A 12,550-nucleotide genomic window follows, 5' to 3' on the forward strand; every position below is an offset into this window, starting at 1 on the left:
TTTTGCATATTGTTTTAATCGAGCCGGAAATTCCCGGCAATACGGGCAATATCGCCCGTCTCTGTGCCGCTACCGGCATTGAGCTGCATCTGGTAAAGCCCCTGGGCTTTTCCACCGATGACAAGCATTTGAAGCGGGCGGGACTTGACTACTGGCATTTGGTGAAGGTTCATTATCACGAGAACTTCGATGAAGTGCTGGAAAAATATCCCGACCATAAATTCTACTACTGTTCCACCAAGGCACCGCATGCCCATACGGAAGTGCAGTACACCTCCGAGGATATGCTGGTGTTCGGCAAGGAGTCGGCGGGGATTCCTGAGGAAATCTTAAATGCCCATTGGGATTCCTGCGTGCGCATTCCCATGATTGCGGATGCCCGCTCGCTGAACCTTTCCAACGCGGTGGCGGTAGTGGCCTATGAAGCCCTGCGGCAGCTTGACTTCGGTCAGCTCGCAGAAGTGGGCCCGGGCCTGCGCATGTGGAAAAAGTAAGTAATGTAAGATAGGAATGAATGCGAAAGATGATCAATGAGAATTTCATCGGGGCCTGCCAAGAATTTTTGCAGCCGGAACAGATTATGCTGAACGCTCCCATGAGTGAACATACCACCTTTCAGATTGGCGGCCCAGCAGATTGCCTGATAAAACCGGCCAATCTGGAGGAAACCCAGAAAATCCTGCAGCTCGTGCAGGAATATGAACTGCCGTTGACTTTTGTGGGCAATGGCTCCAACATGCTGGTCAGCGACAAGGGCATCCGTGGCGTGGTGGTAAACTTTGCCGATACCATCAGCAGCATTGCCGTGGATGGTACGAAGATGACCGTAGGGGCTGGCGCCCTGCTCAAGGATGTGGCCGAAGCTGCTGCCCAGCACAGTCTGGCCGGGATGGAATTTGCCTGTGGCATTCCCGGCAGCATCGGCGGTGCCGTCTTTATGAACGCCGGTGCTTATGGCGGAGAGACCAAGAATGTGGTCAAGGCCGTTAAGGCTGTTACCCGTGCCGGGGAAATCAAGACGTACACTCTGGAGGAGTTGGAGTTGGGCTATCGCCACAGCATCTTCCAGAATAACGGGGAAGCCATCGTGGAAGTGGAACTCGAACTGGTGCCCGGCAGCGAAGCAGAAATCCGCGCCGGTATCGCGGATTTTACCCAGCGCCGTGAGTCCAAGCAGCCGCTCGAAATGCCCAGCGCGGGCAGTACGTTTAAGCGGCCCGAGGGCTACTTTGCCGGTACGCTTATCGATCAGACGGGACTTAAGGGCTTGTCTGTGGGCGGCGCGCAGGTTTCCACCAAGCATGCAGGCTTCGTCGTGAACAAAGGCGGCGCCACCGCGGCGGATGTGTTGAATCTCATCCGCGAAGTGCAGAAGCGTGTCAAGGAAGCGCATGGTGTTGAACTGCAGCCGGAAGTCCGCCTGATTGGCGAAAAATAAATAAGCAGGAATTTCCCTCTCCTTTAAGGAATTATACAAGTATAATCCTGAAAGGAGAGGATTTTTATGCGGTTGGAATTTTTAGGCGCAGCGCATACGGTGACAGGTTCCTGCTATTTGCTCGAAACGCAGGAACGGCAATTTCTCATCGATTGCGGCATGTTTCAGGGAGCCCGGCGGATTCGCGAGCACAACTACGAGAACTTTCCCTTTAACCCCGCGGGAATTGAGGCGGTTATTCTCACTCATGCCCATGTGGACCACTGCGGACTGATTCCGAAACTGGTAAAGGAAGGTTTCAAGGGCACAGTATATGCTACCCAGGCCACCTGTGACCTGGCGCAGATTATGCTGCCGGATTCGGCCTTTATCCAGCAGTCCGATGCGGAATCCTTCAATCGCAAGAATCAGCGGCGGGGCGAAGAACCGGTGGAGCCCATCTATTCCATCGATGATGCCATGGAGGCGCTCAAGCATTTTGTCCCCATGCCCTATGAACAGGAATTTTCCCTGGGGGAGAATATGCAGGTAAAATTCTTTGATGCGGGGCATATCATCGGCTCGGCCATTGTGGAGCTGATGGTGACAGAAGGGGATAAAACCACCAAGCTCGTCTTCTCTGGTGACCTGGGCCAGCCCAAGCAGCCCATTATCAAAGACCCTACGGTGATTGAAGGGGCAGATTTTCTGGTGGTGGAATCCACCTATGGTGACCGCAAACACAAGACCTACGACAAGGAAACAAAGCTGCTCGAAATTGTCAACGATACCATGGACAGGGGCGGCAATGTAATCATTCCTTCCTTTGCCGTGGGGCGCACCCAGACGCTGCTCTATTACTTCTACAATCTCTGGAAGCAGGGACGGTTGGATGGGGATATTCCCATTATTTTGGACAGTCCTTTGGCCATCAATGCCACGCGTATCTTTTTGAAGAATTATCAGGACTTTGATGAGGAAGCCATTGAGATGTTTGGCAACAGCGAGAAATTGACGGAATTTCCGCAGCTGCGTATCTGCAAGACGCCGGAAGAGTCCCGGGCACTCAACAGTTCCGAAGGTTCGGCCATCATCATTTCGGCTTCGGGCATGGCCGATGCCGGCCGCATCCTGCACCATCTGAAACACAATCTCTGGCGGCCGGAGTCTACGATTCTCTTCGTGGGCTATCAGGCGGAAGGCAGTTTGGGCCGCCGTTTGGTTGAAGGCATCAAACGCGTGCGGATTATGGGCGAGGAAGTGGCGGTCAAGGCGCAGATTCAGGTTATGAACGGTTTTTCGGCTCATGCGGATACCGACCAGCTTATGGATTGGATTAGCAATTTCCAGAATCCCAAGCCGGCGAAAATCTTTATCGTCCACGGTGAGGCACAGGGACAGGAATACATGAAGGGCCGGATTCAGAAGGAGTATCAAGGGGAAGCCTATATTCCCTTCCGTGGCGATGCTGTGGTCATTCATGGCCGGGCCAGTGAGGTTCAGCCCTCCAATATTCCCGAAGTGTCGGTGGAAATGGAGATGGAGGAGCAGCTAGCAAACTTCGATGCGGAGTATCGGAATCTGCGGCATAAGGTACTGCAGCTGGCCGTCCGTCAGCCCAAGACCATGGAGCCACTGTTAAAAGCCATCACCAAAGGCTTCAATTACCTGCGGAAACTCTTTGCGCCGTTTAATATTTAATTCTTATTTCTTATAGAGACAATAACGAAAATGTAATTGACAATGGTGGTTCTCTTTGATACCATACCTATAAGTAATACCTTATAGAAATTTATAGAGCCCCATGAGTAAATCGTGGGGCTCTTTATCGGTTCAAGCAACTGGTTTGAGGTGTATAAATATGTTCCGTTGTCATCTTTTGGTCGTTATGGCAGGTATGCCGGAGATTGCAGTCCAGGCTATGAAGGGTGCGGATATCCCTGCAAATTGTCAGATGGAGCTGGAAGTGGTGGATTCTTTGGCTGCGTTGCCGCCGATGGCCGAGCGAAAATGCGCTGCTGTTATCTTAAATACCGACGCTGACGGGGATACTGAACAATTTGATGCGCAATTTGGCCCGGATACGCGCTTAATCATTTGTTCCGACAAACTGGATGAATTATCGTCGGATAAAATTGCGCGTGCTTGTAGGGTATGGCCACTTACTAAGATTGAAAACTATTGGCCGTTTTTTTGTCAGCACTTGCTGGAAGACCTTTATAAGCAAAAGGAGCTTTGGCATACCCGCAACTGCCTGCAGACGGTGGTGGACACTATGCCGGGCTTCGTCTGGTTCAAAGATATGGAAGGTCACCATCTCAAAGTCAATCAGGCTTTCTGTGAGATGGTGGGCAAGGACATGGCCGAAGTGGAAGGCAAAAAGCATTATGAGATTTGGGGCATCAGTCCGGAGCAGTACGCGGAAGGGGAGTATGTCTGCCTCGAAACGGATGCTGCGATTGCCGCCAATCCCAAGCCGACACTGTTTCAGGAGCAGGTGCTGCATTCCAAACTGGGCCTGCGGCAGCTGGAAACCTATAAGGCACCGATTTTTGACGAAGATGGCAAGATGATTGGCAACATCGGCGTGGCCAAGGATGTGACCGACGAATACGCCAATAAGGAACGGATTCTCCTGTTATCCCGTACCGACGATTTGACGCGGCTGGCGAACCGGCGGTACTTCTATCAATTTGTGGACCATCACCGCAGCCACAGCGGCGGGGCACTGACCCTCTGCTATATGGATTTGGACCAGTTCAAGCAGCTCAACGATACCTTCGGTCATCAGTATGGTGATGCGGCCTTGATGGCAGTGGCGGAACTGCTGCAAAGTGCGTTCCCCAAGGACTTCATTGCCAGAATTGGCGGCGATGAGTTCATTGTGGCCATCTTTGCCGTGCCGGAGCGGAAGAGTCTGATGTATAAGCTGGACCAGCTCTATAAGGCCGCCAGGGAATTTTTCAATCAGGACATCAGTTTCCGCGGACTGGGCATGAGTATCGGGGTGGCTTCTACGGATCAGGCAGCGGTGACCTTGGACATCCTGCTGCAGCGCAGTGATGATGCGCTCTATTACAGCAAGGAACATTGTCGGGGACATTACACCTTCTACGAGGACATCAAGGAAGAAATCATTTCCCGCCGGGGAAATGGGGAAAATAATGGATAAGCATAAGGGCTTTGCGGATAATTTGCAAAAATTACCGCAAGCCCTTTTATTTATGGCCTGTTTTGTGCTAAAATAGGAACGTTAAGTTTGTAAATTACAGCAGAGCCCATCTGCTGCAAAATACCTATATGGGGGTAGATTTGTTTGAAGTATATGAGTGGTAACGAACTGCGCGAAGCTTATTTGCAGTTCTTTGCAGAAAAGAAAGGGCATCTTCGCCTGCCGAGTTTCTCGCTGATTCCGCAGGATGACCCGACCCTGCTCCTGATTGGTGCAGGTATGGCACCGTTGAAGCCGTTCTTCACGGGCAAGATGAAGCCGCCCCGCACGCGAGTGACGACCAGTCAGCGCTGCGTGCGTACCGGTGATATCGAAAATGTCGGCCGCACCGCCCGCCATCAGACGTTTTTTGAAATGCTGGGCAACTTCTCCTTTGGCGATTACTTCAAGGGCGAAGCTATTCCCTGGGCTTGGGAATTCCTGACGGAAGTCGTCGAACTGCCGAAGGACAAACTCTGGGTTACGGTTTATCCGGATGATGATGATGCTATCGAAATCTGGAAATCCCAGCCGGGCTTCCCGCAGGATCACATTGTCAAGATGGAAGATAACTTCTGGGAAATCGGCCCTGGCCCCTGCGGTCCGGACTCCGAAATCTACATTGACCTGGGCGAAGAACGCGGCTGCGGTTCGCCGGACTGCGCAGTTGGCTGTGACTGCGACAGATACCTCGAAATTTGGAACCTCGTGTTCACGCAGTACGACAAGCAGGAAGATGGTTCCTACAAGAACCTTGCCCATAAGAACATCGATACGGGCTGCGGTCTGGAGCGTTTGGCTTCCGTTGTACAGGAAAAGAAGACCAACTTTGAAACCGACCTCCTGTACCCGATTATCGAATACGCTGCCGGTGTTGCCGGTGTGACTTATGGCGAAGATGCCGAAAAGGATATCTCCCTCAAGGTTATCGCTGACCATGCCCGCTCCATGGCCATCATGATTATGGACGGCATTCTGCCCTCCAACGAAGGCCGCGGCTATGTTCTGCGCCGCATCCTGCGCCGTGCTATCCGTCATGGCCGCATGCTCGGCATTAAGGACAAGTTCCTCGAAGGTGCCGTTAACGCTGCTGTGGAAATCTACCGCGGTGCCAAGGACTTTGAAGAACTCGTCAACAAGGCTGACTACATCAAGAAGGTTATCAGCCTCGAAGAAGACCGTTTCGCTGCTACCCTCAATCAGGGTATGGAACTTCTCGGTGCCGAAATCGAAAAGGTTAAGGCTGCCGGCAAGACGGCGCTCGACGGCGAAGTTACCTTCCGTCTTTACGATACCTTTGGTTTCCCCTGGGAACTGACGGAAGAAATTCTCCATGAAAATGGTTTGGAACTCGATAAGGAAGGCTTTGACAAGGCCATGGACGAGCAGCGCACCCGCGCCCGCAACGCCCGTGCCGAAAACACCCGTGTGGCTGTGCCCGACCTGTCTTCCATTGATGTCAGCAAGCTGACGGTTGATGAACAGGCTACGGCAGGCAAGGTTGTCGCTATCTGGCAGGATGGCAAGCTGGTGGACGAAATCACCGACGGCCAGGAAGCTGGTGTAATCCTCACGACGACGCCGTTCTACGCAGAAGGCGGCGGACAGGTTGGTGACGAAGGTATTCTGACTTCTGAATTCGGTCATATCAGCGTCAGCAACGCCAAGAAACTGCCGGACGGCACGGTTTACCATGTAGCTTATGTCGAAGAAGGTCAGCTTAAGGTTGGCGACGAAGTACAGATTGCGGTCAACAAGGCACAGAAACTGGCTTCTGCCCGCAACCATACGGCTACGCATCTGCTGCAGGCTGCTCTCAAGAAGGTCGTGGGCGACCAGATCAGCCAGGCCGGTTCCTCCGTTACGCCGGAACGCCTGCGCTTCGACTTCACGAACTTTGAACCGGTGACGGCTCAGCAGCTTGCTGATGTGGAAGAACTCGTCAACAACGAAATCCTCAAGGGGCAGGATGTGGAAATTTCCCATATGAGCCTCGACGAAGCTAAAGCCGCTGGTGCTATGGCCCTGTTCTCCGAAAAATACGGTGATGTGGTACGCGTGGTCAAGGTTCCGGAATTCTCCATGGAACTTTGCGGCGGCTCTCATGTAGCCAATGTCGGTCAGATTGGCATGTTCAAGATTGTCAGCGAATCTGGTGTTGCTTCCGGCGTGCGCCGTATCGAAGCCATCACGGGTAAGGCTGCACTTGACTATGCCAACGCGAAGATGGCTGTGCTGGCGGAAGCTGCTGGCAAGCTCAAGACTAAGGAAGAAGAAGTTCCGGCACAGATTGAAAAACTGCAGGGCGAAATGAAGGCTATGCAGAAACAGCTTGATGAAGTTGCTGCTATGCGTGACAAAGCCGATGCGGCAAAACTCATTGCTGGTCTGCAGGACATTAACGGCGTGAACGTCGTCTGCGGCAAGACCAATGCCGGCAGCATGGACGAACTCCGTGAAGTTGCCGATATGACGAGCTCCAAGCTCGATACGCCGAGTGTTGTGGTTCTGGCCTGCGCAAATGACGGCAAGGTAAATCTTGTGGTTAAGGCCACGAAAGAAGCCAATGCCAAGGGCATCCATGCCGGCAAGATTATCAAGGAAGCAGCTGCCGTTGTCGGTGGTGGCGGCGGCGGCCGTCCGGACATGGCTCAGGCTGGCGGTAAGAATGCTGATGCTCTGCCGCAGGCATTTGATAAGGCTGTAGAAGTGATTAAGGCTCAGCTGGGCTAAGTGAATAAATAAGGGGATGGAAAAATTCCCTTAACTTAAAAGTCCGCTGACAGAAGTGTCAACGGGCTTTTAAGTAAATTGCAGTTTGTCAATTCAATCGATAATTCGAGCTAAAAGTACCCCGCCAATACGTAGTCAGGGGCGAACGGGGAGTAATTTTTCTGTTTTCCGCTAAACGACCCCCTCGTGAAATTGAGCTGTCCAGTTACTCGCGCCGGGCAGGCCAACGGCGCTGCTTTCAGCGTATTTGCTTAGCAGCTTTCTGTCGGGGCCGGCCTTCACTGCGTTCAGGCAGTCGCTCCCTACAGAAAAATCACTCCCCGTCCGCCCCAAGCTATGGCCAATACTATTGCCACGAACTCGTTGCTCCTGTAACAAGAACATCGATGTACTTGCTGCTTATCACTGCGAAATTGACGGTTTGTAAGGACATCACTTAGGGCGGAGGTGGTGATGCTTTTCGCCGTGGAACGACTGTCCGAACGCAGTGAGGACTGGCCCACAAACGGCATAGACTAAACACAGGGCTGAACATACGCGCCGCCGGTCTTGCCCGGCGCAGGTGGCTAAAAAGCCCATACATTTGCTTGTGGGTCATTTAGTGCAACGGCGAAAAGTATTACCACCTCCGCCAAAACTGAGTTGTAACAAAAATATTTCAGCAAGAACTGAGCAATAAACTGCAATTTATGGTGTAGTAAAATCCCAAGGGGGGATATAGATGGAAGTAGATATTACAGAGAAAGCGAAAAATTTTATCCGCTTTGGCCTGCTGGGCTTGATTGCCCTGGCGGCATTGGCTGGTGGGGGCTTGTACCTTTATCAGCACAATCAGCGCGGCTTTACCATCAGTGATGCGGTGGTCGTTGGCAACGAGTCGGTAATCAGCGCCAAGGGGGATGGTAAGATTACGGAAGTACTGGTGCAGGATGGCGACTATGTGGAAGAGGGAGCTGTCATTGCGCGGGTAGAATCCAAGATTACCCCGGAAGATATCGCGCAGCTCGAGCAGAATGTTCAGCTGGCCCAGCAGAGCTATGCACAGCTGCAGAAGGGAACGACTGTAGCACAGCCTTCGGCACCTGTGGTGGACAGCGGGGCCCAGCAGCGGGCGTCTAATGCCTATGCTCGCATGCAGCGCATGAATGAACTCTTCAGCATGGGCGCCATCAGCGCGGCGAAGAGAGATGAAGCGGCGGCGGCTTATGCTGCTGCCCAGGCAGCGGCCAACTCTGCTCCTTCCGTATCGACGCAGACCACGGTGATTCCCACGAGTCCCGAGGTGCTGAAACAGGCGGAATTGCAGGTGAAACAGGCAGAAGCGGCTTTGGCCAATGCCAAGAGTGACCAGCAGGTCAAGGAAATCGTAGCTACGGCCTCTGGTGTTGTGCGCCTGGCTGACGGCCTTGCCGCTGACAGCGAGCTCAAGAACGATCAGGAAATAGCCCGCATTCAGGCCAGCAATGATGCCTGGCTTGAAGCCAAACTCACAGAAACGCAGGCGGCCAAAGTACGGCTCGGAGAATTTGTCAATTATGAGATTGACGGCCACAAGCTCCAGGGGACCGTGAAGGATATCACGGCGCCGGAAAGTGACGCGTCAGAATCTGACCAGTCAAATGTTGACAAGTCAAAATCCCTGACTGTTGTCAAAATCTCCCTGCCCGCTGACCCGTCCTTTACCATTAAATCCGGTATGAACGGAAAAATCGAATTCAAAGAATAACCTATGCTATAGCTGCTCTTTTCCTTGGAGAAAAGGGCAGTTTTTTTGTAAAAATGCATGTTTGTGGGGGAATTTTGACATTTAGCAAGCATGGGCAGGAAAAACACCTGTTATAGGCGAATATATAAAAATATTTTATCCGTCCAAAAGTAAGATTCATTCCTTCCGGGAGTATTTGCGCGAAAAAACATTTGCCAAGTGCCAAACGAATGAGAAGATTGAAAGATGAGGAGGTTGTATCATCTATGTTGGGAAGAAGTCATTGGTTACAAAAATCCGGTTGCAGAATACTGGCGGTAATATCCTGCCTGCTGATTCTGCTGATGGGCGCAGTACAGGCTGCCGCAAAACAAGAAGAAGCCGTTTTGAGGCTCGATGCCAAGACCGGGGCAGTATTTCCCCGCAGCCTGCGCTTTATGACGGATACGTTTACGAAGTCCTTGCAGCCGGTACCATCCCGGCAGGGGCTCGATAATTTGAGATGTTCTGCCAGTGCGGGGTTCTCCGGTTCGGGTCTTTCGCTGATTCGGGATAAGATTCGTACAGCTGCGGGCAGTGATGCGGTTATCTACGTGGTGGATTTGCGGAAGGAATCCCATGGTTTTGTGAATGGTGATATTCCCGTAAGCCAGTACATGAAAAAGAACAGGGGCAACGCCAATCTTAAAGCGGCGGCTGTAAAACAGGCCGAGGGTAAATGGCTGCAATCTTTGGTGGACAAGGAAATGACATTTGTGCCGATGGGCAAAACCGATACCAAACTCTTTTCGGCCTGCAGTGTTAAAGTAGAGAAGGTGGAAACAGAGGAAGCACTTGCTTCCCGCCTCGGCATGCGTTACAAACGGATTCCGATTACCGACCAGATGGCACCAACGGATGAAGAGGTCGATGCGTTTATGACCTTTTATAAGAGTCTGCCGAAAAATGCCTGGCTGCATTTTCATTGCCATGCCGGACATGGCCGTACCACCACCTTCGCGGTGTTCTATGATATCCTATGCAATCCCGAGGTAGCCTTAGAGGATATTGTGGCACGTCAGTATGCGCTGGGCGGCACGAATCTCTTTGCTCCCGGCAAAAAGGACAACTGGAAGGGCAAAGAAATTCGTAAACGCGCCGAGCAAATCCGCAAATTCTATGCCTATGTACAGGCAAATCGCAGCAATCAGTACGCACAAACTTTCTCCGCATGGGTGAAAGCACAAAGATAAATGTATTTGCTAAAATGACATTGTGAAACAAAAAGCCTTAGAAAGCAAAAAAATCTTTCTGAGGCTTTTTTTTTGTTTACGGTTATGTTATAATGAGTGACATAATTTCGCAAACTAAAGGAATAAAGATAAAAAGAAAATAAGGAGGAGAGGTAAGTGGTTAATCCGAAACTGCGTGATGAGCAGAATGATATGCTCTTTGAAGCCATCTTATCGTTAAAATCATTGGAGGAGTGCTATCAGTTCTTTGAGGACATCTGCACCATCAGCGAACTAAAAGCCCTGTCTCAGCGTTTGGCAGTGGCGCGTATGCTGCAGGGGGGGCATATCTATGATGATATCGTGGCCCGCACCGGTGCCAGCACGGCTACCATCAGCCGGGTGAAGCGTTGCCTGAATTACGGTGCGGATGGCTACAAGATTGTGCTCGACAGAATACCGGCGGATAAGGCCGACTGATTAAGCTGACATATTGAGGGGGAGTAGTGTTCATGGAAAAAGATAACAGCGTACTGAAAATTCCCTATGGAACCAGAGATTTCCTGCCGGCAGAAGCGGCGGGAAAGCGGGTGGTGGAAACCCGGCTGGCCGAGCTTTTTGCCCAATGGGGCTACGAAGAAGTGGTGACGCCATCCATTGAGTATCTGGATACTTTAGGACTCGGAAGCAGCCAGAATATCGGCGACCATCTCTTCAAGCTTTTTGACAAGTCAAATCAGACTCTGGCTCTGCGCCATGAAATGACTACGCCCATTGCAAGGCTGGTGAGCACCCGTCTTCAGGACAGTCCGCTGCCCTTGAAGCTCTCCTATATCAGCAGCGTGTTCCGCTATGAACAGACGCAGGCGGGCCGCCAGTGCGAGTTCTATCAGGCAGGCGTCGAGCTTATGGGACCCGGCAGCCCGGCTACCGATGCGGAAGTGGTGGCTTTGGCGGTTACGGGACTCCTGCGTTCCGGATTGACAGAGTTTACAGTTTGCCTGGGGCAGGTGGAATTCCTCAACGGCATTCTCAATCAATACCGCCTGAGCAGCCAGGAACAGGAAGATTTGAAGGCGGCCATGGAACGCCGCAATTTGGTGGAACTCAATCAGCTGGTGGATGAACTGAACCTGCCGGAAAACGCCAAGCAGGTATTAAAGGAACTTCCTCTGCTGAACGGTGGCGAAGATTTGCTCAAACAGGCTTATGATATGGCACTGAACGAGCAGAGCCGCCGGGCACTCGATAACCTCGCAGAAATCTATCGTCTGCTGAAAGCCTATAAGGTGGAACAGTATGTGCGCTTTGATTTGGGCATCATCCGGGATTTCAGCTATTATACGGGCATGGTCTTTGAGGTCTATGCGCCGGGGCTGGGGTATCCCCTCTGCGGCGGCGGCCGTTATGACCATCTGCTCGCGGACTTTGGTACGGCCTGTCCGGCAACGGGCTTTGCCTTAGGCATTGAGCGTATTCTGCTGGCCATTGAGCGGCAGAAACTGCCCATGCACAGCCTGCCCAGAGATGTCTATGTGGGCTATGCAGCAGGCAAGGAAACGACGGCTATTGAACGGGCGGCCCAGCTGCGTGAGCAGGGTAAGTCCGTGGAGCTGGCGGTCAGCAGTCAGACGGAAGCCGAAGCTCGGGAAAGCCAGCAGGCAAAGAACTATGCGGCTTTTGAGTATATCGCATGATACAGCGGGTTAAGCAGTTTTACCGGGCCATAACCGCCCGGATAACGATGGCGGATAGAGCCTGGGTGGAGGAAACGTTGCCTGCGGCGGCGCAATCCTTGTTTTACGCCATGCATCCTGCCGACCAGTACCACGCCTTAAATGTGGCGAAAACGGCCATGCGGCTCTGGGGAGAAGCACCGGCAGGGGATAGAGATTTACTCCTGCGGGCAGCTCTGCTCCATGATGTGGGGCGGGTGCAGGGCGATATGGATATTATGGGCAAGGTGCTGGCTGTACTGGTCAAGCATTTTGCGCCAGTCAAAGCCCGTCAGCTGGCAGAAACAAAGACAGGCTGGCTGGGCCATATCCTCTATGTCTATTACCAGCACCCCGAAATCGGTGCAATGAAGCTCGAAGGCATCGGCATGAAAGAGGAAGCGGCAATTATTCGCTGCCATCATCGAAAAAAAACGGAAAATGACCCGCCGGAACTGGCCCTTTTGCGGGCGGCGGATGAACTGAACTGACATTTGACAATTGACATTTGACAAGTCAAATCTGACATGTCAAAACGTGATAGAAATGGAGGCCTGT

The 12,550-nt window shown here is 52.2% G+C and carries 10 protein-coding genes; all 10 read left to right on the forward strand.

Annotated features, from left to right (window positions below; translation table 11 throughout):
- Positions 1-2: 2 nt before the first annotated feature.
- The 10 genes from trmL (at position 3) to P157_RS0107395 (ending at position 12,483) form a co-directional block, all read left to right on the forward strand.
- Positions 3-494, forward strand: a complete 492-nt coding sequence (gene trmL, locus P157_RS0107345; protein ID WP_026760420.1) for a tRNA (uridine(34)/cytosine(34)/5-carboxymethylaminomethyluridine(34)-2'-O)-methyltransferase TrmL — start codon at positions 3-5, stop codon at positions 492-494.
- 29 nt (positions 495-523) lie between these two features.
- Positions 524-1,438 carry a UDP-N-acetylmuramate dehydrogenase gene (murB, locus tag P157_RS0107350; protein ID WP_196243138.1) on the forward strand — a complete coding sequence of 305 codons (915 nt, stop codon included), beginning with the start codon at positions 524-526 and terminating at the stop codon, positions 1,436-1,438.
- 66 nt (positions 1,439-1,504) lie between these two features.
- Positions 1,505-3,118, forward strand: a complete 1,614-nt coding sequence (locus tag P157_RS0107355; RefSeq protein WP_026760422.1) for an MBL fold metallo-hydrolase — start codon at positions 1,505-1,507, stop codon at positions 3,116-3,118.
- Between the two features lie 160 nt (positions 3,119-3,278).
- Positions 3,279-4,589, forward strand: a complete 1,311-nt coding sequence (locus tag P157_RS0107360; RefSeq protein ID WP_026760423.1) for a sensor domain-containing diguanylate cyclase — start codon at positions 3,279-3,281, stop codon at positions 4,587-4,589.
- Positions 4,590-4,742: 153 nt separating this feature from the next.
- A complete protein-coding gene (gene alaS / locus P157_RS0107365) occupies positions 4,743-7,361 on the forward strand; it encodes an alanine--tRNA ligase (RefSeq protein ID WP_196243139.1) in 2,619 nt (872 codons plus the stop codon).
- A gap of 721 nt (positions 7,362-8,082) precedes the next feature.
- A complete protein-coding gene (locus P157_RS0107375) occupies positions 8,083-9,087 on the forward strand; it encodes an HlyD family secretion protein (protein WP_026760426.1) in 1,005 nt (334 codons plus the stop codon).
- A 245-nt stretch (positions 9,088-9,332) separates the two neighbouring features.
- Positions 9,333-10,298, forward strand: a complete 966-nt coding sequence (locus P157_RS14100; RefSeq protein WP_051598540.1) for a hypothetical protein — start codon at positions 9,333-9,335, stop codon at positions 10,296-10,298.
- A gap of 156 nt (positions 10,299-10,454) precedes the next feature.
- Entirely contained in the window at positions 10,455-10,757 is a 303-nt protein-coding gene (locus tag P157_RS0107385) for a YerC/YecD family TrpR-related protein (RefSeq protein ID WP_026760427.1), read from the forward strand.
- A gap of 32 nt (positions 10,758-10,789) precedes the next feature.
- On the forward strand, positions 10,790-11,974 hold the full coding sequence (gene hisZ / locus P157_RS0107390; RefSeq protein ID WP_026760428.1) for an ATP phosphoribosyltransferase regulatory subunit: 1,185 nt from the start codon (positions 10,790-10,792) through the stop codon (positions 11,972-11,974).
- Positions 11,971-12,483, forward strand: a complete 513-nt coding sequence (locus P157_RS0107395) for an HD domain-containing protein (RefSeq protein ID WP_026760429.1) — start codon at positions 11,971-11,973, stop codon at positions 12,481-12,483. Before hisZ ends, P157_RS0107395 begins: the two co-directional genes overlap by 4 nt.
- The last annotated feature ends 67 nt before the right edge of the window (positions 12,484-12,550 follow it).

The organism is Selenomonas ruminantium AC2024 (assembly GCF_000687995.1).
In the GTDB taxonomy this organism is placed as follows: domain Bacteria; phylum Bacillota; class Negativicutes; order Selenomonadales; family Selenomonadaceae; genus Selenomonas_A; species Selenomonas_A ruminantium_B.